A 26,280-nucleotide genomic window follows, 5' to 3' on the forward strand; every position below is an offset into this window, starting at 1 on the left:
CGAGAACCGCCCCCGAAAACGACCCGTCCGGGCGACACCGCCGACATATCGTCGACTGTCCGTTTCCTCCGGGCGGTTCTCAGTGGGCCTGCGGCCGTGCGTCTTTGAGCAGAAGTGCGGCCAACTCGGCGCGGTCACCGACATCGAGCTTGGTGTAGGCGCGGAACAGATGCCCTTCGACGGTGCGCACCGACACGGTGAGGCGTTGCGCGATGTCCTTGTTGGACAGGCCGGCCGCCGCGAGGTTGGCGATCTCGCGCTCGCGCGAGGTCAACGGCAGCGGCTGCGCAGCCGAGATCAGCGCCGGTGTCCGCAGGCCACCGCATTCGGACGCCAGGCGGTTGGCCACCGCGGCCGACGCCACGGTCGCCGATCGCTTGTCCGCCGCGTCGTGCAGGACACTGGCCTGCGCCGCGGAGTCGGCGGCGGACAGACGCACCCCGGAGTCCTCGAAGGCTGCCGAACACAGATCGAGTTCGACCGCGTCACCGTCGCGGAGGGCTGCGGCGTGCCGCGCGTACAGATCTGACAGCGGACCGTCGATGCGTTCCGCCAGTTCGGCGAGCCGATCGGCGACGCCCTCGTCACCGAAGCGCGCAGCGGTGTGCAGCGCCTCGGCCTCCACCGCGAACTGACCGGCGGCACGGGCGGCCGCCGCCGCGGAATGGGCGAGTTCGACGGCGGGCGTGACGGTTCCGGCCGCCGCCGCCTGCCACGCCGCCGCGATGGCGAGCATCGGCCCGAACACCGCCACATGCTTGCCGGACTTCTCCCGCGCCTTGGCCAGCGCGGCGGCGGCGCGGTCGGCCTGCCCCAGCGCGCTGAGCGCCTGCACCAGGAAGATGTGCGCCGGGAAGTTCCAGGAGTCGGAGAACCGGCCGCTGTCGAGGATCGCGAGCGTCTGTTCCATCCGCCGGGTCACCGACCCGCACGATCCACGTGCGAGTTCGACTGCGGCGACCAGGATTCCGGACATCGCCCAGCCCAGGTACTGGGCGGTCTGCGCAGCCGACACGAAGCGCCCGGAGGCGACATCCGCGTCGTCGAGCCGGCCGGTGAGGGTCAATGCGAGCGTCTCCCCGAAGCCGGTGGGGAACCGGAGCAGCCCGTCGACCTCGACCTCCCGCGAGTGTTCGGCCAACGCCCGGACCTCCGCGCCGCGGCCGGCCACCGCACGGGCGAGGCTGCCGCCGAACACCGCCCATTCCACCGCCCACGGCAGCACCTTGGACTCGGCCAGCACGGTGTCGGACAACGTGATCGCCTCGTCGATCCGGTTCTCGAAAAGAGCACAGGCCGAGGCGATGCCGGTGACGATGGGCTTGAGCGCGGGGTGGGTGACGCGCTCGGTCAGCAGTTGCAGGATCTCGTCGGCCCGGTCGGCGTCGCCGAGGGCCCAGAAGGTGTTGCCGATGATCGAGTTGCCCCACAGCACGAGTCGGCCCTCGTCGAGGTCGTCCGGCGAGAATCGCGCCAGGATGTCCCGCGCCTCGTCGGGATGGCCCTGCCACATGACCGCCCGCGCGAGCAGCTCGGCCTCCTCGAGTCCCCCGCCCTCGTCGAGCGCCGCCCGCGCGAATCGTTCGCCGAGCGGCGTCTGCGCGAGGTTCAGCGCGTCGCGGGCAGCTGTCCGCACCAGCGTCAGATCGATCTCGACGTCGCTCTCGATCGCCAGGTCGGCGAGACGAATCCGCTCGGCCGGAGTGTTCGTGGGCCGGGACTGCAAGGCCTCGACGAGCCGGCCGCGCAGCCGTCGCGACGAGACCTGACCGAGGCGGCGGCGGATCACCTCGCCGAACAGCGGATGGTGGAACGCGACGTCGAGGCGGCGTCCGTCGCGGGTGATACGCACCAGCCCGGCGATCTCCGCCTCCTCGACGGCTTCTTCGCCGGCGAGCTCGGAGAGCACGTCGATGTCGAGCGGCTCGCACAGACTGAGGTACTTCAGCGCACCCAGAACCGGGCCGTCGAGTTGCTCGATCCGTCCCTCCAGCAACGACGCCAGCTCCGAGGTGATGGCGGCGCGGCCGCGGAGCTGCCACACGCCGTTGACCTGGCGCAGCGTGTCCGCCTGGCGGGCGCCGTCCACGAGATGCCGGAGGAACAGTGCGTTCCCACCGGAGGCCTCCCACATGAGATTCGCGGAGTGCTCCTCGAGCTGGCCGCCGAGCACCGATTCGACGAGCTCGACACTCTGGTCTTTGGTGAACGGGGACAATGTGATCCGCGTGAGGTGATTGTCCTTCCACAACGACGTCACGGCGTCCGGGACGGTCTCGCCGCTGCGCACGGTCGCCACGATGTGCACCGCGCGGTCGATCGCGAGCTGGTGCAGGAGCGTCGCCGACAGCTCGTCGAGCAGGTGGGCGTCGTCGACACCGATGACGACATCGCCGTCGGCGAGCAGCGATTCACGCGCTGCCGCAAGGTAGGTGACGGGATCGCTCGACGTCGCCGGGCCGACGAGGTGGGCGAACACACCGAGCGGGATCGACCGCGCGGACTCCGTGCCCGCCACCCAGCGCACCCCCGTCGGCAACTCCGCGGTGACGTGGCGGGCGAGGGTCGTCTTGCCCACGCCGGAGTCACCGGTCAGCACCACACCACAGCCGGTCGTCTCACCCCTGAGCGCCGCTTGGATCGTGCGGAACTCCCGATCGCGCTCGACAAGCGGCCAATTCGTGGACATATTCGCGAATTTTAGTCTGCCGGGCCCTACAATGGGCCGCGCCGACGCATCAATGTGGTCCGACCGGATGGCATCGACCGGTTCTCAGCGGACTCCGCGAGCGACTCCAACGGATGAGAATCACGCGAACTACGCATCTCGGGCGTTGGTGACCGCCACGGCGGCCGCCAGCAGTACGACTGTGAAACCCGCGAAGTAGAGCAACGAACCGTAGGCGTTCCAGTGGAAGGTGTCGCTGCCGCCGGCGAGGAAGTTCCAGCCGTTGAGGAACGGCAGGAAAGACACCATGTGCTCACCGACGCGCGGGAGCACCGACACGATGCGCTCCAGCGCCAGCATCCAGACGAGCATGATCGCCACCGCGCCGGCCGAATGCCGCACGAGCGCACCCACGGCGAGACCGATCAGCGCACACAGCATGGCGAAAACCGGTGTGCCCCAGAGATGCCGGACGGTCTCGGGGCCGGTCAGCGAGACCCCGACGCCGGAGAGCACCTGTGCGACCACCACCGCGACGACGCACAGGATCGCCACCACCGCGAAGGAGAGTCCGCCGAACACGACCGCTTTCGCGATGAGAACCCGCGGGCGGCGCGGGATCGCGGCGAAGGTCGGGCGGATCGTGCCGAAGCGATACTCCGTGGTGACACCCAGGATCGCCATGATCGCGAGAACCGCGACCCCGAACTGGTCGACGCCGATCAGGAAGTCGTCGGTGAGGGTGTCGGCCTCCCCGGGACTTCCGTACGAGGTCCCGGCGACGGCACCGAGCAGCACCGCGAGGCCCAGTCCCAGCACGACGACGACCCCGAGGCACCAGTACGGCGATCGGGTGCTGGCGAGTTTGATCCGCTCGGCGTTGATCGCGGCGATCACCGGTTCACTCCCCCGTGGTAATCGACAGCGTGGGCTGTCATCGACATGAACACCTCTTCCAGCGACGCCGACTCGGCGGAGAGCTCATGCAGGGTGATGCCCGCGGCGGCAGCGAGATCGCCGACGTGATCGGTCGTGGTGTCCGGCACTCGCATCACCGGACGCCCCTGACCGTCCGGGTCACCCGGGGCGGGGTTCAACCCCGCCGCCGCGAGCGCGGCGTGCAGCTGCTCCAGCTGCGGGCCGCGCACCCGGACCGATTGTCGTGCCCGCCCGGTGAACTCCGCGACCGAACAGTCGGCGATCAGCCGGCCCCGCCCGATGACGACGAGATGATCTGCGGTGAGCGACATCTCGGTGAGCAGGTGACTCGACACCAGCACCGTCCGACCCTCGGCGGCGAGCTTGCGCATGAACCCGCGGATCCACACGATGCCCTCCGGGTCGAGGCCGTTGACCGGTTCGTCGAACAACAGCGTGTGCGGATCGCCGATCAGGGCACCCGCCAGCCCGAGCCGCTGCGACATGCCGAGCGAGAAACCGCCGGCGCGCTTCTTGGCCACCGAGGTGAGCCCGACCGTCTCGAGCACCTCGTCGACGCGGGCGGCCGGGATCTGATTGCTCGCCGCCAGCCACCGCAGATGCGAGCGCGCACTGCGGTTCGGATGCACCCACCGAGCGTCGAGCAGCGCACCGACCTGACGCAGCGGATGGTCGAGGTCCCGGTAGCGCTGACCGTTGATCGTCGCCGTGCCCGAGGTCGGACGATCGAGACCGAGCATCATCCGCATGGTCGTCGACTTGCCCGCACCGTTGGGTCCCAGGAAGCCGGTCACCCGTCCCGGCCCGACCTCGAAGGTGAGATCGTCGACCGCGCGTTGACCGCCGAAGTCCTTCGTCAGATTCGCTACCCGCAACACGCCTCGACCATAGCCGTCGAATCCGGAGCGGCCCGGTCTGTCATTCGTACGGCCTGTCGCAGCCGCCCGTCAGCCCGGATCGCGGCCGGGCGAGGACGCGTGGGCCCAGAAGCGCTTGGGAATTCGGCCGGCCCGCCCGGCCAACCGGCCCGCGATCACCGCGTGCCGCATCGCCGTCGCCATCAGTTCGGGATTCTCCGCGCGAGTCACCGCGGTCGCCAGAAGCACTCCGTCGCAACCGAGTTCCATCGCCAGCGCCGCGTCGCTCGCGGTGCCGATGCCGGCGTCGAGGATGACCGGCAGCGGGTCGTCGAAGCGGGCATGGCAGTCGTCGACGATCATCTCGATGTTGTGCGGGTTGAGGATTCCGAGACCGGTCCCGATGGGTGACCCGAGCGGCATCACCGCGGCCACCCCGAGATCGGCGAGTCGCGCGGCCAGAACCGGGTCGTCGTTGGTGTAGGCCAGCACGACGAACCCGTCGCCGACCAGGGCGGCGGCCGCGTCGACGAGTTCGATGGCATCGGGCATCAGGGTGCGTTCGTCGGCGACCACCTCGAGCTTGACCCAGTCGGTCTCGAACGCCTCGCGCGCCAGCTGTGCGGTCAGGACCGCCTCGGCGGTGGTGTGGCAGCCGGCCGTGTTGGGCAGCACGACGATGTCGAGCCGGCGCAGCAGATCGAAGACCCCGGTACCCGAGGCGGCGTCGACGCGGCGGACCGCGACGGTGGTGAGTTCGGTGCCCGAGGCGACCAGTGCGCGTTCCAGGGTCGCGAGATTCGACGCGCCGCCGGTGCCGGTGATGAGCCGGGACGAGAAGTCGCGGCCCGCGATCCGCAACGGGTCCGGTGTCGACTGGTCAGCCACCCTGCACCGCCGTGACGATCTCGACGACGGCGCCGTCGGTCATGGTGTGCCGGTCCCAGCGACCGCGCGGGACGACCGCGCCGTCCACCGCGACCGCGATCCCACGGTCCGGCAACCCGAGCCCGGCGACCACATCGCGCACCGAGGCGTCGGCGTCGACATCCATGCTCTCGCCGTTCACCGTGATACTCATTCCTCGACTCCTTCCAGGATCGACAGCACGCGCTCGGCGGTACCCGGGGCGAGGACGATCCCATTGCGTCCGTGCCCGGTCGCCACGACGGTGCGTGCGTCCACGCGGGCGACGAGCGGCAACCCGTCGGCGGTGCACGGCCGCAGACCCGCGGCCGCTTCGGTCAGTTCATACGTCCGCAGTCCGGGCAGGACCTCGATCGCGTCGGCGAGCAGGTCGGCGACCCCACCGGCCTGCGGCGCCCGGTCGGTCAACCCCTCGGCCTCGTACTGGGTGGCGCCGACGACGACACCGTCCTCGCGTGGCACCAGGTAGACGGCCCGACCGTGCAGACGTGCCCGGACGACGTGGGCGGGCGGGGGCACGGACCAGCGGGTGCGACGAAGCCGGAGGATCTCGCCCTTGGCCGGATGCAGGTCGGCGCCGGGCCAGAGGGCCGCGGTGCCGAGCCCGGCGGCGAGCAGGATCTGCCCGTCGGAGCCGGGGTCGTCGAGATCGGCCAGGGACCCGACGCGGGCGGTGGTGAGCTCCACGCCGGCCGTCGTGACCGCGGCACGCAACGCCTCGAGGAGGCGCCGGTTGTCCACGGACCACTCCCCGATCGCGCGATAGCCACCGACCAGACGAGAACTCAGCGACGGTTCGAGTGCCCGGATGTCGCGGCCGGTCACCGGCTGCAACGCCGAGTCGGTGCGGGGTTGGCCGGCCCAGACGAAGTCGGCGAGGTGCCGCAGGTACTCGATGTCCGTGGCCGAGGCCGCGACGAACAGCGAGTCGGTGGCGGTGACGACGGCGGGGTCGTCGAGCCGCTTCACGAGCGCGGGCCAGAGCCGGACCGACTCCACCGACAGGGCGAGCGACGCCTCTTCGCCGGGATGTCCCTCGCCGAGCGAGCCGAGCATGCCACCCGCGACCCACGAGGCGCGCTCGTCGGTTCCGGCGTCGAGTACGCGAACCCGCCACCCGGCGTCGGCCGCGGCCAGTGCGCACGTCAGCCCGATGACGCCGCCGCCCACCACCGTCAGGGTGCGGTGAGCAGTCTTCCGAGGGGAATTCACGCTGGAATCACCTTCCTTCGCCGGAATGACCCGGATCAGGTTCGACGGTCAGCGGATCGGTCCGCACTCTCAGCCCGGCCGGTCCGGGCTCCCGTGTGTTCGTGCGGTCCACCCTACGCGGGGGCGTCAGGTGTCCGGTTAGCCTGGTCGGCGTGACGACCCCGAACCACACCAGGTCAGGGTCCGCGGATTCCGGCCACGCGACAGACCGTCGTCGTCGGCTCTCCTCGGCCCGCCTCTACCTGTGCACCGACGCCCGACGCGAGCGCGGCGACCTCCTCGATTTCGTCGGCGCCGCGCTGGCGGGCGGCGTCGACATCGTGCAGCTCCGCGACAAGAACTCGCCGGGCGAACGCGAGTTCGGGACCCTGGAGGCGCGGGAGGAGCTCGAGATCCTCGCGCGACTGCGGGCGATCACCGACGCGCACGGTGCGCTGCTGGCGGTCAACGATCGCGCCGACATCGCGGCCCTCTCCGGCGCCGACGTCCTGCACGTGGGACAGGGCGACCTGTCGCCGTCGGCGGCCCGCCGGATCGTCGGCCGCGACGTCGTCATCGGCGCCTCGACCCACGACCCCGAGCAGGCTTCCGCCGCGATCTCCGACGAGGACGTCGACTACTTCTGCGTCGGCCCGTGCTGGACCACGCCCACCAAACCCGGCCGCGCCGCCGCCGGCCTCGACCTCGTGTCCGCCACTGCGGAAATGCTCTCGGGGGCAACGCAATCGGCGAAACCGTGGTTTGCCATCGGCGGGATCGACGCCGGCCGCGTCGGCGAGGTCACCGCGCTCGGGGCCCGGCGCATCGTCGTGGTGCGCGCCATCACCGCCGCCGCCGACCCGACCGCCGCGGCCCGGGAACTCGCCGGGATGCTGTAGCGAGTCGTCGTCGGGGACGAAACAGGTTTGCCCGGTCGGTGTCGCGGGTCTATGGTGGACCGATCATGTTGTGCATCACGAGCATTCTCGTAACCCGCCGCAGCGGGGTCTGAATCTGACCGACCCCCCGCTGCGGGTCGGTTGCGCTCTATCGTCGGTCACCCATTCTTCGACCGAAATCGGTTACCGAGATGCACCCTCTTCATCTGACTCATCGATCCTGTTCGTGGCATGAGCACGACGACCGTCGCGGTGGCGATCTGTTCACCGAGCGGTACGGCCGTCCGCTTCCCCCTGGAATGCACGAGGAGGCCACCGGGATGACCTGGCAGGAATTCACCGACGAGTACTCCCGCGGCGGCACGATCCGGCTCGGGTCATGGTCGGTCGCGTCGTGTTCGGGCGACCTGGTCGAGTGCCGGGCGTCGCTCGCGATCGCCGACCGCATCAGGTCCTGCAGCGCCGTCGCCGCCGGCCCGGTCGGTGCGATGACGTCGATCCTCCACGACGTCGGTGCCCCCGTTCAGATCGTCCGTCTGCATCAGCGGGTCGTCGACGGCGTGGTCACGACGTTCCTCCTGTGCGAGAACGACGGCCGCCACGCCTGGGCCGCCGGCGAGGGCGCGAGCAGCGACGAGGCGAACGTCCACGCGCTGGTCGCGGGCGCGAACCGGCTGCTGGACGGCGGCCGGGTCGGGGCGTGACCTCCTCTGCTCCCTGAGGTGCGAGGAGCGCTAGCCGCCGGGCCGAGCGAGCGACGAAGGAGCGCGTCGAGGTCGACGAGCCTCGAAGGGTCCCGCCGAAGGACCAGCTCAGCTCTGCGGGTCGAGCATCGCGATGCGCTCGCGGAGGGTGGGCCAGGCGAGCCCGAACGCGGGGTGCAGCGGCAACTGGTCCACCCGCTTCTCGTCGACCCACCGCAGCTCGGTGGACTCGAAGTTGGCGACGGTGCGGACCGGCGTGTCGGTCTCGGCGATGACGGTCGTGTAGGTCCATCCGCCGGGCGATTCGTGGGTGACGACCGCCGCGACGACGCGCAGGTCGTCGCCGGTGATCCCGGCTTCCTCCTGGGCCTCGCGGATCGCCGTGTCGATGGCGCCCTCATGCGAGTCGCGGGCGCCGCCGGGCAGCGCCCAGGTGCCACCCTGATGCGACCACGCGGCGCGGTGCTGGAGGAGTACACCTGTCGATCCCTCCGGCAGCGGCGCCCGCAACAGCAGGCCTGCCGCGCCGTGGATTCCCCAATATCGTGAACCGTCGGGATCGATCACCCAGCCGTCGCCGTCGCCGCGCACCACGCCTCCTCGCATCCCGATCGCCTCGACCGGGTGCCTCCACCGTAAGTGAGACGCGCGCCACCTGCCAGGAACATCGCAAACCGCTGCCGACCACCGGGTCGAGAACCGTGCGGAGACGCCGGTTTCACGCAGCGCGAACCGAACGACCGAGGTCGGCGACGCGGCGTCGGTCAACCCGGACCGAACCCTGCCCGATGACATAGGGTGAAACACGCACGACCCGGTGAACGATGACCCAAGTGACACAACACCTGGCGTTGATCGCCCGGCCACGCGAATCCGGAACGGGGAACCGGTGACCGTACGACCGCACCGGAGACGATCCAGCGTTTGAGAAGGGATCAGGTAGGTGACCGGCGACGCGTCCTCCGTGCGGACGGCGCTGACGCGTGGCGGTCGCACGATCCGGCCGGCGCAGGCCTCTCCCCCGATCCGCCAGGTGCTCGCCGACCGTCGCGAACTCGTCGCCACCGCCCGGGAACGCGCCCAGTCGCCCTTCCAGACCATCCGCCACTTCGCGGTCACGACCCCCGGCAAGCTCATCATCATCTGCGGCATCCTGGCGCTGGGCTGTCTGAGCACCGGGCTGTACGCATCGACGGTTCTCGAAGACCGCACCCAGACCCTGCAGCGCCTCATCGACCGGACCGAGCCGCTCGCCGAGGCCGCCCAGGTCCTCTACAGCTCACTGTCGATCGCCGACGCCTCGGCCAACGCGGCGTTCATCTCCGGCGGACTCGAGACCCCTGATCTGCGACAACGCTACTCGGATGCGTTGGCGACGGCGTCGTCGTCGCTGATCCTGGCGACCGGTACCTCCAGCGAGCCGGGTTCCGGAATGACGTCGGACCGGTCGGAGCAGGCGGTCAGCGCCGATCTGGAGACGCTGTCGACGTCGATCCCGGTGTACAGCGGACTCATCGAGACGGCGCGGACCAACAACCGGCTCGGCAACCCGGTGGGGTCGGCGTATCTCGGACAGGCGTCGTCGATGATGCAGGATCAGATCCTGCCGGCCGCGCAGCGTCTCTACGAACGACGTTCGATGGCGATCGCCGATCCACAACAGACGCTGACCCGTCCGCCCTGGACCGTCTACGCACCGCTGCTGTTCCTGCTCGCCGCGCTGGTGCTGACGTCCCGCTATCTCGCGCGCCGGACCCGCAGACGGTTCAACGTCGGGGTCGTCGCCGCGATCTTCGCCCTCGGCATCGGGACCCTGTGGCTGCTCGCCTCCGGCCTGATGTCGGTCGCCGCGACCAGCGACGCCCGCACCGAGGGCGCCGACCCGCTCCGCGACCTGACCGCTGCGCGCATCCTCACCCAGCAGGCGCGGTCGGCCGAGACCCTGTCCCTCATCCGCCGCGGCGACCAGGGCGGTCTGGAACGCAGCTTCTCCGTCGCGACGAGCGAGATCGGCACCATCGTCGACGACGTGCGCGACGGAACCGAGGACGGTGACAGCGCCGTCACCCCCGAGCAGCTGGACACGGTCACCGCGGCGCTGACGGAGTGGCGGCGCACCGACGCCGCCGTCCGCCGCTACATCCAGACCGGGAACTTCGGTCTCGCGCGCCTGCACACCGTCGGCGACGGGCCGGACAGTTCCGCGCGCGCCTACACCGCTGTCGACACCGCCCTGGTCGATGCGATCACCACCGCCCGGAACTCGTTCCGGGACGACATCAACACCGCGCAGCGCGTACTCGGGTTCACCGGCACCGGAATCCTGCTGCTCACCGTCTTCGCCGGCGTCGCGGTCGTGGGCGGTCTCATCCCCCGGATCCGGGAGTACCGATGACGACCCCGCGCTCGGCTCGCCGCCTGCTGACCGTCGTGGTCGTGCTCGCGCTCACCGGTCTGGTCGCGACGGGATGCGTGCGTTTTCCCGCACCCGAATCACCGCCGCCGACCGCCACCGCCGGGTCGCCCGTGCTGCCCGGCGTGCAGGTCGACGTGCCCGTCGAACCCCCACCGAGTTCCGAGGCATGCAACGCGACGCTGACCCTGCGGCCGCCCGCCCAGATGCCGCTTGCCCGTCAGATGCCACCGAATTCGACGATGGCCGGGATCCTGGAACGCGGCCGGCTCATCGTCGGCCTCGACATCGGCTCCAACCTGTTCAGCTTCCGCGATCCGATCACCGGCGACATCCAGGGTTTCGACGTCGACATCGCGCACGAGATCGCTGGGGCCATCTTCGGGGACGACCGCCGGATCGAATTCCAGGTCCTGAGTTCCGCGCAGCGCATCGACGCGCTGCGGGACATGACCGTCGACGTGGTGATCAAGACGATGAGCATCACCTGCGACCGGTTGCGCGACATCAGCTTCTCCGCCCCTTATTACGTTGCCTCGCAGCGGATTCTGTCCTTCCGGAACTCGAACGTCGCTGGTCCGGATCAACTCGCGGGCAAACGCGTCTGCGCGGCGCGCGGGACGACCTCGATCGGTCGCATCCAGTCGATCCAGCCACGCGCGCGCATGGTCAGCACCACCACCTGGGCCGACTGCCTGGTGCTCATGCAACAGGGCCAGATCGATGCGGTGACGTCGGACGACGCGATCCTCGCGGGCCTCGCCGCGCAGGACCCATGGGTACGGGTCGTCGGTCCCAGCCTCGGCGAGGAGTTCTACGGCGTCGGGATTCCCAAGGGGCAGGACGACATGGTCCGCTTCGTCAACGGGGTGCTCGAGCGCATTCGCGTCTCCGGTCGCTGGCAGGAGATCCGCGACCGCTGGTTGTCCATCCTCGACAGTGGGTACGGCGCACCCCAGCCGTACTACCGGGACTGATGCCCATGGACAGCACCGCCCGCCACGACGAGCCGGACGACGTGCGCGGCGACTCGCGCGCCCACACGGAGGGCGACGAGCTGGGCACCCAGCGGGTCTCGCTCGACTCGCTTCTCGGGGATGAGCCGGCACTGACCGCCGGCTCCGACGACACGACCGATCCACGGCCCGGGCGCCGCGCCGACCCGGATGTCGGAACACAGGCCGTCGCACCGGTGTTCACCGTCGGGGTCGACCCTGACGACCGGACCGACCGCGTCGTCCGATCGCGTCCGGCCGTACCCCATCCCGAACCCGACTCGGGTCCGCTCGGCCGGCGACTGGTGCCGCACCGTCGGCCTCCGGTGCACGAACGCCGGCTCGGCAGCGGCCTGGTCGAGATGCCGAAGATCACCGACATCGAACCCGCCGATGCCGTCATCGACGACCCGGTGATCGCCGACAGCAAGCGGTTCTGCTGGCGCTGCGGCAAACCGGTCGGCCGGCGCGAGGGCGACGGTGCCGGCCCCCCGACCGGCGACTGCGGCAACTGTGGCGCCCGGTACTCGTTCGTCCCGGGCCTGGCGCCGGGCACGCTGGTCGCCGACCAGTACGAGATCGCCGGCGCGATCGCCCACGGCGGCCTCGGCTGGATCTACCTGGCCATCGACCGCAATGTGAGTGATCGGCCCGTCGTCCTCAAGGGTCTGCTGAATTCCTCGGATTCGGAGGCCCAGCGCGTGGCGGTCGCGGAGCGGCAGTTCCTGGCCTCGGTCAACCATCCCGGGATCGTGAAGATCTACAACTTCGTCGAGCACGTCGACGACGATGACCGCTTCGGGTACATCGTGATGGAGTACATCGGCGGCCAGACGCTCAAGCAGATCACCGGAGGTGATCCCGACAACGCCCTGCTCTCGGTGGAGCAGGGTTTGGCCTACATCCTGGAAGTACTTCTCGCCGTGGGCTATCTGCATTCGGTCGGACTGGTCTACAACGACGTCAAACCCGAGAACATCATGGTCGGCAGCGACGAGGTGAAGCTGATCGATCTGGGCGCCGTCTCCCCGATCAACGGCTACGGACACCTGTACGGGACGCCCGGCTTCCAGGCACCGGAGATCGTCAAGACCGGACCGCAGATCGCGACCGACATCTACAGCATCGGACGCACCCTCGCGGTCCTCACCGTGCCGATGGAGATGCGGAACGGGCGCTACGTCGACGGCCTGCCCGCCGCGTCGAAAACGCCTGTTTTCCGGAACAACCCGTCGTACTACCGGCTCCTGCAGCGCGCCACGGCACCCGACCCGGCCGACCGCTTCGTCTCCGCGGAGGAGATGAGCACCCAGGTGCTGAACGTGCTGCGTGAGACGGTCGCCGTCCACACCGGGGTTCCGCGACCCGCACTGTCGACGGTGTTCACGCCGCAGCGCTCGACTTTCGGCACCGACCTCATGCTCGCGCCCGTCGACGGTTTCTTCGACCCCGATCAGGCGGCGTTCTACGACCCGGTGGACATCGCCAACGCGCTGCCCGTACCGCTGGTCAACCCGCTCGATCCGGCGGCGAGCCTGCTCACGTCGGCGGCGCTGTCGGATCCGCGTCAGACCCTCGACTCGATCAACACCGCGCGGGCGGAGGGTTTCGCCTCGCTCTTCGGCGGGCGGCCGGTCGAGAACGCCCACCCCTCACGGGAGATCGACCTCGCCGAGGCCCGCGCGCATCTGCAGCTCGACGACGTCGACACCGCGCTCGCCCTCCTCCAGGAAGTCCGTGCCCACCACGGCGATTCGTGGCGGGTCGAGTGGTACATGGGTATCTGCGCGCTGATGAACGACGAGCCAGAACTGGCCTATGAGCGCTTCGACGAGGTCCTGGGTGCGATGCCCGGTGAGGTCGCACCCAAGCTCGCCGTCGCGGGTACGGCCGAACTCATCGGCCGCTGGCTCGCCGACGAGAACGGTCCGGCGAAATCCGCGGAGAAGATCGCCAAACTGTATGACGTTGCGCAGCACCATTATCACGATCTGTGGCTGACCGATCACAGCATCGTGACCGCCGCGTTCGGTCTGGCCCGGCTCGCGGTGGCGGCCGGTGACATCGAGGCCGCCATCCAGCCGCTCGACGAGGTTCCCGCGACCAGCCGCCACTTCAACACCGCACGCGCGACGGCGATCATCGCGCTCGTCCACGGACGGCCCACCACCCAGGTGACCCGTGAGCAGATCGTCGAGGCGGCCCGGCGCCTGGAACAGATCCCGGACACCGAACCGCGCAAGGCCCGGATGCTGCTGATCGTGCTCGGCACCGCGCTGGGCTGGATTCACGACAACCCCGACGACGCCCTGCTGGACAAAGAACCGTCCACACTGCTCGGATTCCCGTTCACCGAGTACGGGATTCGGACCGGCACAGAGCGCTCGCTGCGTCAGTTGGCACGTCTGACCCGCACCAACCGGGACCACCGGTTCATGCTCGTCGACCTCGCCAACTACGTTCGGCCGAATACGCTGTTCTAGGACGACCTGAAGGGTGCAATTGCGTTACGCACCAGCGGTTCTTGGCTGAGGAGATCCTCGAGGTGTGCCTCGACCAGCGACAGACGGGTGCGATGCACGCGCCGTGGTGGTCGGACGTCGATGACGTGGCTGATCGTCAGGCGCAGGTCATCGCAGTTTCGATTGTCTGGGCGTGAGTCGCCGCCGGACCGTGTTGGTTGTCCGTGGATCTCGTCGCGCACAGTGTTCAAGTGTGTCGTGAACCGCCGGGGTATGTCGGGTCGGCGGTTGAGGCGGTCGGGGTTGGGTGGTGCGCCGGGTTCGGCGTTCAATCGCCAGACGCAGCGGCCTTCGTCGGGTCCGGACCGTTCGATCCGGGTGGTGTACTGGCCGGGCTGGTCACCGACCATGCGGTTGTGCCGCGGGCAGGCCGGCGCGAGGTCGTCGATGTCGGTGAGACCACCCTTGGCCCAATCCTTGTGGGCGTGATGGAGTTCGACGTGGGTTGCGGGTTGATCGCACCCGGGAGCGGAGCACACTTCGCCGTCGGGGCGGGCGAACGAGACGAAGCGTTGTTCGCGGGTGGCCAGACGCTTGCCCCTACCGAAGTACAGCGGCACGGCGGTGGCGTCTTTGAAGATCGCCAACCACGGCTGAACCTCACCGGCCATGGCGATCAGGTCGGGGATGGGTAGCAGGGTTCCGGTGGCGGTGGTGGCGAGGCCGGCTTCGCGGATCAGGTCGCCGAGGTCGGCTTTGATGATCAGTTGCACGGGCAGGCCGCGGTGCGAGGTGCCGAGAGTCCCGTCCGCGAAACCCGCGGTGAGTGCGGCGTCGAGCGCGTCGTGATTCGTCTGGGCGAGGGTGCGCTGGTCGCGGTCGGCGGCGGTGGCCAGGGCGTCGGGGTCGGCAGCTCCGGCCGGCCCGCGGGGTGAGGCGGGGTCGTCTGGGTTGTTGAGTCCGGGCTTACCCCAGACCGCGAACATCATCGTGAGTCGGGCGACGAGTTCGGGGGTCAGGGTGCCCGATATCTTGGCGGTGCCGTCAGCTCGTTGTCGGCCGATCCACAGGTTGCGGCGTCGTTTGTGGTCGGTGTCGTCGGCGAGTGTGCCGTCGGGGTCGAGGTGGGCGAGCAGGCGCGCGCCGAGTTGGGTGATGTCGGCGGGGGTGTGGGCTACGGCGATCTCGGCCATCTGTCGTTCGGCAGCGACCTTCACATCGTGGTCGACAGCGTTCGGGATGTGGTCGAGGACGTCGAGGGCGGCCTGGATGTGTGCGGTTCCGGCAGTCCCTGTGGCGAAAGCTTCTGCCAGTGTGGGGTGTTCGGGCTCCAGGCGATCGCCGTTGAGGCACGTGAGCGTGGCGGTGGCATTGAGGTGCTTGCGCCGTCGCACAGGATTGGTGATGCGGAGGCGATGGTTCATGAACTGGGTGAGTGTGCGGTATCCGGTCTTGCGTGGCAGGTCGCGAGCCTCGGCTTCGGCGACGTGGCGGTCGCCGGCGTAAGTGGTTCGCGCGATGGCCCGTTCGGTGGCAGAGGCGACGTCGATCAGTTCCTCGTCGGTGCACGGGGACAGGTCGACGGTCCGCAGTTCGTCGAGGATCGCATTCAGCTCGGCCACCAGCTCGACAGCACGAGGTTGTGATGCGGCGGATTCGTCAGACATGGTCACCCCCCGGAGACGTTGCGCGAATACATGTTCGAGCGTAGCGGCTATAACGCTGGTGTGCAACGGTTTTCGCTTACCCGCTGCAGAGCGCATCTTGTCGGTGGTGCGTGGTAGGGACGGCCGAATATCGAACCACCCTGCGGCTTGGTCTCTTACCCGTCAGCCTTCCGAACGCAGCCATCCTGGAACATCAGCGGCGCCGTACTCCTTCAGTGCCGGTATATCGACCTTCGAGTACGCGGTCCAGACGATGCCGACCCACCGGGAATCAACCCCCGACGACCGCCGCCGACTGCCTCGCGATGGCCAGCTCTTCATTGGTCGGCACCACGAGCACATCCACGGCGCTGTCATCCGCCGATATCCGCCGAGGAGCCTTGCCGCGCAGAGCGTTCCGCTCCTCGTCGACAACGATCCCGAACCCCTCCAGGCCCGCCAGCGCACGAGACCGGACGACTGCCGAGTTCTCACCGACCCCAGCCGTGAAGGTGATCGCGTCGACGCGCCCGAGGGCGAAGGCGTAGGCTCCGAGGTAGCGACGTAGGCGATGGATGTAGACGTCGAAGGCGCGACGGGCCGCGTCGTCGCCGGAGTCCATCAGCTCGGTGATGGTGCGGAAGTCGTTCTCGCCGCACAGACCTCGAAGTCCCGAACGCTTGTTGAGCAGCGTGTCGATCTCGCCGACCGACAGATTCGCCACCCGGTTCAGGTGCAACACCAGCCCGGGGTCGATGTCACCGCTGCGGGTTCCCATGACCAGCCCCTCCAGCGGGGTCATACCCATCGACGTGTCGATGGGCTGTCCGCCGGCGATGGCCGAGGCCGACGCGCCGTTGCCGAGATGCAGCACGATCTGGTTCAGCGACGCCGGGTCGCGGTCCAGGAACTCGGCCACCCGGCCGGCCACGTACTCATGGCTGGTGCCGTGAAAACCGTAGCGGCGGATCGCATGTTCGTCGGCCACCGCACGGTCGATGGCGTACGTCGCGGACGAGTCGGGGAGCCCGTGGAAGAAGGCGGTGTCGAAGACCGCGACCGACGGAACGTCGGGCAGCAACTCCTGTGCCGCCAGGATGCCGACCAGGTTGGCCGGATTGTGCAGCGGTGCCAGCGGGGAGATCCGCTCGATCTCCGAGATCACCTCGGGGGTCACCACGGTCGGCTCGTAGAACGACCTGCCGCCGTGGACCACCCGGTGCCCCACCGCACTCAGTCCCGCCTTTGCCAAGTCGGTTCCGTTGTCGGCGAAGAAACGCTCCGCACGCCGGACCGCGGCGAGGTGATCGTCGAGTTGCAATGTCTCGGTGACCGTCTCACCGTTCTGCTCATGCGTCATCGACGAACCGGCATCGCCGATCCGCTCCGCGATGCCCTCGGCGATCACCGTGCCGTCCGCCGGCTGCACCAGTTGATACTTCAGCGACGACGAGCCGGCATTGAACACCAGCACCGCACCGGACGCCCCGCTCATCGACCGGCCTCGTCGTCGGCGGCGGCGTTCCCCGTGATCGGGTCCACATCCCCCTGTTGGGCCTGGATCGCGGTGATGGCCACGGTGTTCACGATGTCGGATACGAGAGCTCCACGACTCAGATCGTTGATCGGTTTGTTCAATCCCTGCAGCACCGGGCCGATCGCGATCGCGCCCGCGCTGCGCTGAACCGCCTTGTACGTGTTGTTGCCGGTGTTCAGATCGGGGAAGATCAACACGGTCGCGCGACCGGCGACCGGCGAATCGGGCATCTTGGTCTTCGCCACCGACGGTTCCACCGCGGCGTCGTACTGGATGGGTCCCTCGACCAGCAGCCCGGGTTCCCGCTCGCGCACGAGTTCGGTAGCCGTCTTTACCTTCTCGACGTCGGCGCCCGACCCGGACGTTCCCGTGGAGTAGGACAGCATCGCGACCCGCGGATCGATGCCGAAGGCCGCCGACGTCTGCGCCGACGAGATGGCGATGTCGGCGAGCTGTTCATCGGACGGGTCCGGGACGATGGCGCAGTCACCGTAGGCCAGCACCTTGTCGGCCAGGCACATGAAGAACACGCTCGAGACGGTGGAGACCCCCGGTTTCGTCTTGATGATCTCGAAAGCCGGCCGGATCGTGTGTGCGGTGGTGTGCGACGCCCCCGAGACCATCCCATCGGCGCGGCCGGTGTGCACCATCATCGTGCCGAAGTAGGACACGTCCCGCATCTTCTCCTGTGCCCGTTCGAAATCCATGCCCTTGTGTTTGCGCAGATCGGTGTAGACCCGGGCGAACTCGTCGAGGTACTCGGACTCGGCCGGGTCGATGACCCTCACATCGGCCAGGTCGAGTCCGAGTTCGATGGAGCGTTCCCGGACCGTGTCGGGATCGCCGAGGATGGTGAGATCGGCGACGCCGCGCCGGGCAAGCCGGTTGGCCGCGCGCAGGATTCGGTCGTCATCCCCCTCCGGCAGCACGATGTGCTTCCGGTCGGCACGCGCGCGGGAGATCAGCCGGTACTCGAACATCTGCGGCGTCACCACCGTCGGCGTCGACACGTTGAGGTTGTGCATGACCTTCTCGGGGTCGACGTGGGTCTCCATCATCGACAACGCAGCCTCGATCTTGCGCACGGAGCCCACACCGAGCTTGCCCCGCGTGTGCGCGGCCGTACGCGCGGTGTCGTAGGTGCCCTGCGGGCAGCTGATGATGGGCAGCGTCGGTTTGAGACCACTCACCAGCGCCTCGATCATCGGGTGCGGTTTGAGCCCACCGTTGAGGATGATGCCCGACAGACGCGGAAACCCCTGCGCAGTGTTCGCATTCACCAGAGCGAGCAGGACATCCGATCGGTCGGCCGGAGTGATGACGACCGTGCCGTCGGTGAGCCTTTCGAGGATGTGCTCGACGGTCATGCCGCCGACCATCACCCGCAGCGCCTCCCGGTCGAGCAGCTCCTCGTCGCCGCTGTACATGGTCGCGCCGAGCGCCTCTTTCAGCTCCCCCATCGTGGGCGCGAACAGCACCGGCTCCTCGGGGAGGCACAGCGCCGGAATCCCGGTGCTGCGCAGCTGTTCCCGGATCTCGACGAGCCGATCGGGATCGCATCGGTTGGCGACGAGCGCGACCGGGGTCGCGTGCGCGGCTTTCACCTCGGCGATGAGGCCTTCGGCCAGACCGTGCAGTTCTGCCGGCGACCGGTCGATCGCCCTGATGGCCAACACCATCGGGGCAGCGAGATTGGCCGCGATCCGGGCGTTGTAGCTCAGTTCGGACGGAGTTCCGACGTCGGTGTAGTCCGAGCCCACGATGACCACGCGGTCGCACCGGGACTGGATGGCGTGGAAACGGGCTACGATCTCCGCGATCGCACCTTCTGGATCGTCGTGGACCTGTTCGTAGGTGACGCCGAGACAGTCCTCATAGGGGAGGTCGGCGGAGTCGTAGTCGAGGAGCAGATCGAGGATCGGATCCCGATCCTCGGTGGCCGTCCGTGAGATCGGACGGAACACGCCGACCCGCCCGCCGGTGGCCGACAGCAGCGCCAGCAGCCCCAACGCGACGATGGACTTACCGGTCTCCCCCTCCGCGGAAGCGATGTAGATACTCGTCGTGGTGTCGGCGACGACCTGTTCCGCACTCGCGGGTCCGTCGGCGGTCTGGACTGCATCCGTGGCCATGCGCCCCAGCATAGTGGCGCTCGAGCCACGCACCCCTCCCGTCGGATCGAGGGTCAGATCAGAATTCCCGGATTGCACACGCCGGCCGGATCGAGCGACGCCTTCACCGCCCGCAACGCCTCCAGTGCCAGGGGCCCGATCTCGTCGTGGTAGGCGTCCCGATGATCCCGACCGACCGCGTGGTGGTGGGTGATACTGGCCCCGGACGCCCGAATCGCGGAATTGGCCGCGGTTTTCGCCGCCGCCCACTGCGTCAGCGGATCGTCGCCGAACGGTGCGACGACGGTGAAGTACAGCGAGGCGCCCGACTCGTAGACGTGACTGATGTGGCACATCACCAGCGGCGGCGTGCCCGACGCCGTGAGCGAGTCCGTGAGGGCGGCCGTCACCGCGTCGCGCACCTCGTGCAACCGCGACCAGAAGGCGACGGTCTCGAGCGTCTCGACCAGCACGCCGGCATCGAGCAACGGATCGCGCAGATACGGTGCGGCGAAACGGCCTGTCCGCCAGGACTCCCCGGGACCGTCGCCCAGCGCGCCGCCGCCGGCGTCGGTCAGGACCGCCGACGCCGCGTCGCGACGGCGTGCCACCTCGTCGGCGGCACCCTCATATCCGGCGACGACCAGACACCCCGCTGACCCACCATCGCCCGATTCGCTCCCCGCGCCGGCCGGGTCCGCGAGATTCAGCGCGGTCTCCACCTCGTCGGACAGCCTCAGCACCGTCGGCAGCGGACCGTCCTGGGCGAGCCGGCGAAGAGCGGTCGCGCCGTCGGCGAACGTGGCGAAGCGCCACGCGTCGAAGACGCGGGCCACCGGCACCGGCCGGATGCGCACCTGCACGCTCGTGATGACACCGAACACACCCTCCGACCCCAGGACCAGCTGACGTAGATCGGGGCCGGCCGCCGAGCGGGGCGCGGTACCGAGTTCGATCGTGCCGCGCGGGGTCGCCAGCACGAGTCCCTCGACCATCTCGTCGAACCGCCCATAGCCCGCCGACGACTGGCCGGCAGATCGGGTGGCCGCGTAGCCACCGATCCCGGCGCCCTCGTAGGACTGCGGGAAATGCCCGATGGTCCACCCCTTCTCACGCAGGAGCGCTTCGGCCGCCGGCCCCCGCAGGCCCGCCTCCAGGGTCGCCATCCGGGAGATCTCGTCGATCTCCACCACCCGGTCGAGGCGTCGCAGGTCGAGGCTGATCACACCGGTGACCGCAGCACGGTCCGGCGTCAGACCACCGACCACGGACGTCCCACCGGTGAAGGGCACCACGGCGATCCGCCGGTCCGAACACAGCCGCAGGATCGCGACCACCTCGTCGTGGCCACCGGGGTACACCACGAGATCGGGCGCATCGCCGGCGTCGCCCGCACGCAACCGCAGGATGTCCGGGGTGGAGTACCCGCGCGTGTGCTGAACCCGTGCGGCATCCGCGTCGGTGACGTTTCCGGCACCGACGATCGCCGAGATCTCCTCTCGGACACTGGGATCGACGACCGGTCGGGGAAGGGTGATCGTCGCCGGGTCGACGCCGGAGTCGGCGTCCCGGCCGCCGGCGAGCGCAGCCGCCGCGCCGGGCAGTTCGGCGGTGCGCGCCGGGTCCCCCCATCGCGGCCGGCGCATCTGGACGACGGGTATCGCAGTCTCGTCGGACATCCGCTCGTCGGTCATCGGGCCGCGCCCGGTGCGGCACCGCCGGTCGGCGGAACACCCCCGGAATCATCCCCGCCGGAGGCGTCTCCCTCGGCGTCGGTGCGCACGACCGCCCGGACGACGAGTTCGGCGATCTGCTCATCGCTCAGGAAGCTGTCGGGGATGAGCATGAGGGAGTAGATGGTGCGGACGAGGAACTCCGCGGCTCCCCGCGGGTTCGGGAACAGCTGGTCCCCGATCTGGGGTTCGAGGTCGGGCAGGGTCTCCGACACGATCTGGTGGATGAGGGTGGGCCCGGCCGAATCGCTGGTGGCGACCAGCGCGCGCACGACCTCCTCGGGCTCCTTGCGCAGGACGTACTGCAATGCGTCGTGGTTGCGGATGTAGGGCAGCACGTTCACCACCTGCGCGTGGATCTTGCCCGCCGCGTCGGGTGCACTCGCCGACCACTCCACCAGCTTCACCCGCAGCAGCGAGACCTCGCGTTCGACGATCGCCGTGACCAGCGCTTCGCGCCCGCCGAACATCCGGTAGGCGGTGGCGCGCGCGACCCCGGCGTGCCGTGCCACCGACGTCAGACTCAGCGTCTTGGCCCCGAACCGGGAGACAAGCCCGACTCCGACATCCACCATGCGGTCGCGATCCATGCGAAAACCGTAGCGAATCAGGATGAGGCGGGAACCGTCGTGGTCGTCGTGGTGACGGTCGGCGGCGGGATCGCGGCTTCGGCGGACCCGGCATCCCCGGTACTCGGCTGCGGTGCCGAGTCATCCGCGGGCACGTCGGACCCGCGTGACGTGGAGGGCGCCGAGGGGGCCGGCGGAGGTGATGAACGACGGGCCGGCGGCGTCGTCCGCTCGGGTACCGGCGCCTCGGCGCGCGCGCTGATCGTGGTCTGGCGCTCGACGCGGTCGGCGCCCGTACCGCCGCCACGGCAGTCGACGACGAAGACCCTCGACACGTTCGGGAACACCGAGGCCCCGAGCGTCCCGCGCGAGCCCGGCCCCATCGACGCGGAGTCGGTGGGACGGAGCGCACCGCTCGGCGTCAGGGTGCACTCCACAGCAGGGCTTCGAGTGGCGTTGTTGTACAGGGTGATCTGCAGATGGGTCCCGTCGACACGCAACGAGCACCCGGGGATCGGCCCGGAACCGGAGAACGGTGGGCAGCTCACAGTGGGCGGCGCCGCAGGCGATTCCGAGTCGACGGTCAGCAGCGTCGCCACCGCACCGAGAGTCAGCGACCCGCCGATGGCGAGGCCGGCGACGAGCTTGCGCATGGCGGTGTCCCCTCGGTTGCGGTCGTGCCGGGAACCCGTCGTGGCACGGGAGGCGTCAACGCCGGCGACGATGCGTCCAGGCTACGCGCACGCCGGGCCACGCGCGGCCGTCTCGGCAGCAATCGGCGCGCGATGGCGACGCCGGCCAGGCAGAGCAGTCCACCGACGATGCCGACACCGGTGGGCAGCTCGCCGAGCAGCGCCCACGAGAGGACGATGACGAGTGCGGGGACCACGAGCGTCGTGGCCGCCATGGCGCTCGCGTCGGTCCGGGCCAGCGCGTAGGCCCACGTGGAGAATGCGATCGCGGTCGGTCCGACCCCGAGGTAGATGACCGCCCAGATCGCGCCCGGCTCGGCGCCGGACAATTCGGTGACGGCGACGGGCGCGAACGGCGCAGTCGCCACCAAGCCCGCGACCGCACCCAGCCAGGTGGCGGTCAGCGCATCGACGGTGCGCAGTGCGGATTTCTGGATCAGCACGCCGGTCGCGTAGAGAATCGCCGCGGCGACCCCGAGCACGACACCGAGCCAGTCGGCGTGCGCGTCCGCGGTCGCCGACCCGCCGAGTGCTATCAGCACCACCCCCGCGAAAGCGATCGTCATGCCGATCACGAGATGGCGCGGGAATCCCTCTCCCATAAACAATCCCGCGGCGACGGCGACGAGGATCGGCGCCAGGTTCACGAGCAGCGCCGCGGTCCCGGCGTCGAGGTGCCGCTCGGCCCAGTTCAGCAGGACGGTGTACCCGGCGAACCAGGCGACGCCGTAGGCCGTCACCATGGCGAGCGCTCGACCCCGCGGGAACAGTGGCCGTGCCTGCGCCCCGGTCGCCCGCGCACGCAGACGCACCACCGCCACGAGGATCGTCAGCGGGATGACCGCGGCGAGCAACCGCAGAAAGGCCATGGCACCCGGGGAGAACGTGTCGCCCAGCGCACGGATGCCGACGAACGCCGACGCCCACAACACGACGGTCACGAGTGCGGCGAGCGCGGGCAGTGATGCGGCGGCGGACACAGAGGAGGCCGGCGTCAGGCGCGAGGACATGTCCTCCAGGTTCGCCCATTCCGCACTTCAGGACAAGTGAATACTCATTTCTGATACTTCAGCATCGCTGTAGTGTTCCCGTTGTATCGTCTCCGCATGGTCGACATCCACCGCCTCCGGGTCCTGCGCTCGGTCATCGGCGAGCGGTCCATCGGCGGGGCCGCGGCCGCGCTCGGATACACACCGTCGGCAGTCAGTCAGCACATCGCCACACTCCAGCGCGAGACCGGGCTGTCACTGGTCGAGCGCGACGGGCGCGGCATCGTGCCGACCGAGGCCGGCCTCATCCTGGCACGCGAGTCCGACACCGTCTTCGAACAGATCGCGCGCGTCGACGGCCTGATCTCGGAGCTGCGCGACGGGCGTCTCGGCCAGCTGCGCATCAACTACTTCGCCTCCGCGGGCGCCACCTGGATTCCGCCGATCGTCGCCACCATCTCCCGCGAGTTCCCCGGACTGCGGCTCGATCTGCGCCTCATCGAACTGATGGGTCCGTCGTCGGCGTCGCCCGACATCGAGATCTACGTGGCGGACAGCCGACGACCCTCCGCCGAGGTCGCGGGGTTCGTCGGTCGCCGACTGACCACGGACCCCTATCACGCTGTCGTGCCGGAGGATTCAGCGTGGGCCGCGCTGGACTCGGTGACCCTGCGCGAACTGTCCCAGGTCCCCTGGGTCGACAACGACGTGGCACGCGGACCCTGCCGGCAGGCACTGCTCGACGCCTGCACCTCGGTGGGCTTCGTTCCCGACTTCAGCGTGGAGACGCAGGACTACCCGACCGCGATCCGCTTCGTCGCCGCCGGCGTCGGACTCACCGTCGTCCCCGAGCTCGCACTCATCGACCTGCCACCCGGTGTCGCGTCGATTCCCATCGTCGACCCCACGCCCGCGCGCGAGGTGCGGGTGAGGGTGCGACAGGCCGGACTCGACCTACCTCCGGTCCGGCGAGTGCTGGACATGCTCGACGCCGCTGTCGCCCAGACGGTTTCGTAGGCTCAGCCGAGCTTGCGCAGTCGTGGGGCGAGGTCGCGCTCGAAGTTCTCGAGGAAGCGGCGCTGGTCATGCCCGGGGGCGTGGAACACCAGGTGGTTGAGCCCGGCGTCGGTGTAGAACTTGACCTTCTCGACGGCCTCGTCGGGATCGGACGAGACGATCCACCGCTTGGCGACCTGCTCGATCGGCAACTCGTCGGCCAGGCGCTCCATCTCGGTCGAACTGTTGACGCTGTGCTTCTGCTCCGGCGTCAGCGACAGCGGCGCCCAGAAGCGCGTGTTCTCCAGTGCCAGTTCGGGATCGGGATCGTAGGAGATCTTGATCTCGATCATCTTGTCGATGGTGTCGACGTCGCGTTCGGCCTTCTGCGCACCTTCGGCGACCGCGGGCAGCAACTTCTCGGTGTAGAGCTCGGGCCCCTTGCCGGAGGTGCAGATGAAACCGTCGCCGGAGCGGCCCGCGTAACGAGCGACGACCGGACCGCCGGCGGCGACGTACACCGGGATCGGCTGCTCCGGAACGTCATACATGTACGCGCCCTGCGTGTGGTAGTACTCGCCGTCGAAGTTCACTTCCTCGCCGGTCCACAGCTCGCGCATCAACTTGATGGACTCACGCAGGCGCGCGAAGCGCTCCTTGAACTCCGGCCACTCGCCCTGGAATCCCGTCGCGTACTCGTTGAGTGCCTCGCCGGTTCCGACGCCGAGCATGATCCGACCGGGGTACAGGCAACCCATCGTGGCGAAGGCCTGCGCGATGACCGCGGGGTTGTAGCGGAAGGTCGGGGTCATGACCGAGGTGCCGATCTGCACCCGCTTGGTGCGCTCACCGACCGCCGCCATCCACGCGAGGGAGAAGGGCGCGTGCCCGCCGTTGTGCCGCCAGGGCTGGAAGTGATCGCTCACCGCAACCGAATCCATGCCGTGCTTTTCGGCCGCGACCGCGATCTCCACCAGCTCGCGCGGATCGAACTGCTCCGCCGACGCCTTGAAACCGAGCTTGAGTTCTGCCATGTCGCCTCGCTCCTTTGCCACCGGCCCTCATCGCCGGCCCGGGCCGGTCTGTCAGTCGGCCGAATCGTGTTGTGACCTCGCATACCAACGTAGAGCATGCGTGGAAACCCCGGCGTCGCCAGCCTGCCGCCGCGTCAGCCGGCCTGTCTTCCGGCCGTGCCCGCCTCATCTACCTCACCGGCGGTGAGCGTCCGGGACGCTCCTGCTCTCGTGTCGGCGATGTGCCGCTCCAGCAAGTCGGCCGCACGCTCTGAGTCGCGGTCGCGCACCGCGTCGAGAATCGCGCGATGCTCGGCCACCGAGACGTCGTGCCGTCGGGCCGCGGTCGGCAGGTAGTAGAAGCGAACCCGCTTGTTCACGTCGGCGACCATCGACTCGAGAACACGGTTGTGCGCACAACCGGCGAGGCCGACATGGAAGTCGCAGTTGATCGCGGACAGCACTGCGTCATCGGTCGTCGCGTCCTGATGTTCGACGATCCGCACGAGATCGTCGAGTTGCGCCGCGGTCCGTCGTTGCGCTGCGAGCCACGCCGCTTTCCGCTCGACGATGAGCCGCGCCTCGAACAGGTCCGACAGTTCGGCGGAGTCCCGGTCCCGGACGTAGGTCCCGCGGTTGTGACGACGGACGACCCATCCCTCGGCTTCCAGGGACCGGAGGGCCTCCCGCACCGGGATGTGACTGACCCCGGACTCGCGGGCGAGCTCGTCGGCGTTGATCCTCGTGCCCGGCGCAAGCCGTCCGGAGAGGATGGCCTCCTCCACGTCGGCGCGGATCCGGTCGGCAGGCGCGGGGGTGGCGCCCACGACGGGGGCACGCTCGATCATGCAGAGATCCTATATGACGATGGCCGTCTCGCGCAGAGGTGCGCATGGGGGCGTCATCACCGCGCGAGATCGCGCTCGCTGTACCGCGGAC

22 protein-coding genes and 1 riboswitch are annotated in these 26,280 nt (G+C 69.2%); of the genes, 6 read left to right on the forward strand and 16 right to left on the reverse strand.

The genetic code is table 11. The features are described from left to right. Window positions 1-79: 79 nt before the first annotated feature. The 6 genes from KTR9_RS22500 to thiO form a co-directional block, all read right to left on the reverse strand. The gene (locus KTR9_RS22500) at window positions 80-2,689 is read right to left on the reverse strand and encodes a LuxR C-terminal-related transcriptional regulator (protein WP_148281225.1); all 2,610 of its coding nucleotides are present in this window, start codon (window positions 2,687-2,689) and stop codon (window positions 80-82) included. A gap of 129 nt (window positions 2,690-2,818) precedes the next feature. Next, entirely contained in the window at window positions 2,819-3,565 is a 747-nt protein-coding gene (locus tag KTR9_RS22505) for an ABC transporter permease (protein WP_014928279.1), read from the reverse strand. After that, window positions 3,562-4,485 (reverse strand): ABC transporter ATP-binding protein, encoded by a 924-nt coding sequence (locus KTR9_RS22510; RefSeq protein WP_014928280.1) that lies wholly within the window; start codon window positions 4,483-4,485, stop codon window positions 3,562-3,564. Before KTR9_RS22510 ends, KTR9_RS22505 begins: the two co-directional genes overlap by 4 nt. A gap of 69 nt (window positions 4,486-4,554) precedes the next feature. Then, on the reverse strand, window positions 4,555-5,352 hold the full coding sequence (locus KTR9_RS22515) for a thiazole synthase (protein WP_044507305.1): 798 nt from the start codon (window positions 5,350-5,352) through the stop codon (window positions 4,555-4,557). After that, window positions 5,345-5,545 carry a sulfur carrier protein ThiS gene (gene thiS / locus KTR9_RS22520; RefSeq protein ID WP_010843758.1) on the reverse strand — a complete coding sequence of 67 codons (201 nt, stop codon included), beginning with the start codon at window positions 5,543-5,545 and terminating at the stop codon, window positions 5,345-5,347. Before thiS ends, KTR9_RS22515 begins: the two co-directional genes overlap by 8 nt. After that, entirely contained in the window at window positions 5,542-6,603 is a 1,062-nt protein-coding gene (gene thiO, locus KTR9_RS22525) for a glycine oxidase ThiO (RefSeq protein WP_014928282.1), read from the reverse strand. Before thiO ends, thiS begins: the two co-directional genes overlap by 4 nt. Beyond that, window positions 6,598-6,708: riboswitch (TPP riboswitch) on the reverse strand. Its footprint overlaps the gene before it by 6 nt. A gap of 47 nt (window positions 6,709-6,755) precedes the next feature. On the opposite strand from thiO, the gene thiE reads away from it, so the two are divergent. Together thiE and KTR9_RS22535 are read left to right on the forward strand one after the other, a co-directional pair. Continuing rightward, window positions 6,756-7,481, forward strand: a complete 726-nt coding sequence (gene thiE / locus KTR9_RS22530; RefSeq protein ID WP_014928283.1) for a thiamine phosphate synthase — start codon at window positions 6,756-6,758, stop codon at window positions 7,479-7,481. Window positions 7,482-7,801: 320 nt separating this feature from the next. Continuing rightward, window positions 7,802-8,185, forward strand: coding sequence for a hypothetical protein (locus KTR9_RS22535; RefSeq protein ID WP_044508206.1), 384 nt, complete (start codon window positions 7,802-7,804; stop codon window positions 8,183-8,185). A 108-nt stretch (window positions 8,186-8,293) separates the two neighbouring features. Here the strand turns inward: KTR9_RS22535 and KTR9_RS22540 are convergent, their stop codons facing one another. Continuing rightward, complete coding sequence (locus tag KTR9_RS22540; protein ID WP_014928285.1) at window positions 8,294-8,776, reverse strand: NUDIX hydrolase; 483 nt, start codon at window positions 8,774-8,776, stop codon at window positions 8,294-8,296. Window positions 8,777-9,128: 352 nt separating this feature from the next. On the opposite strand from KTR9_RS22540, the gene KTR9_RS22545 reads away from it, so the two are divergent. From KTR9_RS22545 to KTR9_RS22555, 3 genes are read left to right on the forward strand one after another with little or no spacing between them, the layout of a single operon-like run. Then, complete coding sequence (locus KTR9_RS22545) at window positions 9,129-10,580, forward strand: hypothetical protein (RefSeq protein WP_014928286.1); 1,452 nt, start codon at window positions 9,129-9,131, stop codon at window positions 10,578-10,580. Then, window positions 10,577-11,575, forward strand: a complete 999-nt coding sequence (locus KTR9_RS22550; RefSeq protein WP_014928287.1) for a glutamate ABC transporter substrate-binding protein — start codon at window positions 10,577-10,579, stop codon at window positions 11,573-11,575. Before KTR9_RS22545 ends, KTR9_RS22550 begins: the two co-directional genes overlap by 4 nt. A gap of 5 nt (window positions 11,576-11,580) precedes the next feature. After that, window positions 11,581-14,076, forward strand: a complete 2,496-nt coding sequence (locus KTR9_RS22555) for a serine/threonine-protein kinase (RefSeq protein ID WP_044507308.1) — start codon at window positions 11,581-11,583, stop codon at window positions 14,074-14,076. On the opposite strand, the gene KTR9_RS22560 is transcribed toward KTR9_RS22555, so the two are convergent. The 7 genes from KTR9_RS22560 to KTR9_RS22590 form a co-directional block, all read right to left on the reverse strand. Continuing rightward, the gene (locus KTR9_RS22560) at window positions 14,073-15,722 is read right to left on the reverse strand and encodes an HNH endonuclease signature motif containing protein (protein ID WP_014928289.1); all 1,650 of its coding nucleotides are present in this window, start codon (window positions 15,720-15,722) and stop codon (window positions 14,073-14,075) included. The two genes, KTR9_RS22555 and KTR9_RS22560, sit on opposite strands and share 4 nt — an antisense overlap. A 271-nt stretch (window positions 15,723-15,993) precedes the next feature. Beyond that, a complete protein-coding gene (locus tag KTR9_RS22565) occupies window positions 15,994-17,196 on the reverse strand; it encodes an acetate/propionate family kinase (protein ID WP_014928290.1) in 1,203 nt (400 codons plus the stop codon). After that, on the reverse strand, window positions 17,193-19,382 hold the full coding sequence (gene pta / locus KTR9_RS22570) for a phosphate acetyltransferase (protein WP_014928291.1): 2,190 nt from the start codon (window positions 19,380-19,382) through the stop codon (window positions 17,193-17,195). Before pta ends, KTR9_RS22565 begins: the two co-directional genes overlap by 4 nt. 41 nt (window positions 19,383-19,423) lie before the next feature. Next, window positions 19,424-21,028 (reverse strand): FAD-binding oxidoreductase, encoded by a 1,605-nt coding sequence (locus tag KTR9_RS22575; RefSeq protein WP_044508209.1) that lies wholly within the window; start codon window positions 21,026-21,028, stop codon window positions 19,424-19,426. An 11-nt stretch (window positions 21,029-21,039) separates the two neighbouring features. After that, window positions 21,040-21,672, reverse strand: a complete 633-nt coding sequence (locus KTR9_RS22580) for a TetR/AcrR family transcriptional regulator (RefSeq protein WP_010844842.1) — start codon at window positions 21,670-21,672, stop codon at window positions 21,040-21,042. Between the two features lie 17 nt (window positions 21,673-21,689). After that, window positions 21,690-22,304, reverse strand: coding sequence for a hypothetical protein (locus tag KTR9_RS22585; protein WP_014928293.1), 615 nt, complete (start codon window positions 22,302-22,304; stop codon window positions 21,690-21,692). Then, window positions 22,262-23,353, reverse strand: coding sequence for a DMT family transporter (locus KTR9_RS22590; protein ID WP_014928294.1), 1,092 nt, complete (start codon window positions 23,351-23,353; stop codon window positions 22,262-22,264). The genes KTR9_RS22585 and KTR9_RS22590 overlap by 43 nt, the downstream gene beginning before the upstream one ends. A gap of 96 nt (window positions 23,354-23,449) precedes the next feature. Between KTR9_RS22590 and KTR9_RS22595 the strand changes: the two genes are divergently transcribed. Then, window positions 23,450-24,349 carry a LysR family transcriptional regulator gene (locus tag KTR9_RS22595; RefSeq protein WP_010844845.1) on the forward strand — a complete coding sequence of 300 codons (900 nt, stop codon included), beginning with the start codon at window positions 23,450-23,452 and terminating at the stop codon, window positions 24,347-24,349. A 2-nt stretch (window positions 24,350-24,351) separates the two neighbouring features. On the opposite strand, the gene fgd is transcribed toward KTR9_RS22595, so the two are convergent. After that, window positions 24,352-25,362, reverse strand: coding sequence for a glucose-6-phosphate dehydrogenase (coenzyme-F420) (gene fgd, locus KTR9_RS22600; RefSeq protein ID WP_014928296.1), 1,011 nt, complete (start codon window positions 25,360-25,362; stop codon window positions 24,352-24,354). A 134-nt stretch (window positions 25,363-25,496) separates the two neighbouring features. Further along, window positions 25,497-26,189, reverse strand: coding sequence for a GntR family transcriptional regulator (locus KTR9_RS22605; RefSeq protein ID WP_014928297.1), 693 nt, complete (start codon window positions 26,187-26,189; stop codon window positions 25,497-25,499). Window positions 26,190-26,280 lie beyond the last annotated feature (91 nt).

Origin of the sequence: Gordonia sp. KTR9, assembly GCF_000143885.2 — a bacterium.
Lineage (GTDB): Bacteria > Actinomycetota > Actinomycetes > Mycobacteriales > Mycobacteriaceae > Gordonia.

Excerpts from the sequence above, each read along its gene's own strand:
- thiS (WP_010843758.1), bottom strand. The coding sequence starts at position 5,545 with ATGAGTATCACGGTGAACGGCGAGAGCATGGATGTCGACGCCGACGCC.
- KTR9_RS22500 (WP_148281225.1), bottom strand. The coding sequence starts at position 2,689 with ATGTCCACGAATTGGCCGCTTGTCGAGCGCGATCGGGAGTTCCGCACG.
- KTR9_RS22585 (WP_014928293.1), bottom strand. The coding sequence starts at position 22,304 with ATGCGCAAGCTCGTCGCCGGCCTCGCCATCGGCGGGTCGCTGACTCTC.
- KTR9_RS22575 (WP_044508209.1), bottom strand. The coding sequence starts at position 21,028 with ATGTCCGACGAGACTGCGATACCCGTCGTCCAGATGCGCCGGCCGCGA.
- KTR9_RS22595 (WP_010844845.1), top strand. The coding sequence starts at position 23,450 with ATGGTCGACATCCACCGCCTCCGGGTCCTGCGCTCGGTCATCGGCGAG.
- KTR9_RS22580 (WP_010844842.1), bottom strand. The coding sequence starts at position 21,672 with ATGGATCGCGACCGCATGGTGGATGTCGGAGTCGGGCTTGTCTCCCGG.
- fgd (WP_014928296.1), bottom strand. The coding sequence starts at position 25,362 with ATGGCAGAACTCAAGCTCGGTTTCAAGGCGTCGGCGGAGCAGTTCGAT.
- KTR9_RS22535 (WP_044508206.1), top strand. The coding sequence starts at position 7,802 with ATGACCTGGCAGGAATTCACCGACGAGTACTCCCGCGGCGGCACGATC.
- KTR9_RS22560 (WP_014928289.1), bottom strand. The coding sequence starts at position 15,722 with ATGTCTGACGAATCCGCCGCATCACAACCTCGTGCTGTCGAGCTGGTG.
- KTR9_RS22605 (WP_014928297.1), bottom strand. The coding sequence starts at position 26,189 with ATGATCGAGCGTGCCCCCGTCGTGGGCGCCACCCCCGCGCCTGCCGAC.
- KTR9_RS22555 (WP_044507308.1), top strand. The coding sequence starts at position 11,581 with ATGGACAGCACCGCCCGCCACGACGAGCCGGACGACGTGCGCGGCGAC.
- pta (WP_014928291.1), bottom strand. The coding sequence starts at position 19,382 with ATGCTGGGGCGCATGGCCACGGATGCAGTCCAGACCGCCGACGGACCC.
- KTR9_RS22565 (WP_014928290.1), bottom strand. The coding sequence starts at position 17,196 with ATGAGCGGGGCGTCCGGTGCGGTGCTGGTGTTCAATGCCGGCTCGTCG.
- KTR9_RS22590 (WP_014928294.1), bottom strand. The coding sequence starts at position 23,353 with ATGTCCTCGCGCCTGACGCCGGCCTCCTCTGTGTCCGCCGCCGCATCA.
- KTR9_RS22550 (WP_014928287.1), top strand. The coding sequence starts at position 10,577 with ATGACGACCCCGCGCTCGGCTCGCCGCCTGCTGACCGTCGTGGTCGTG.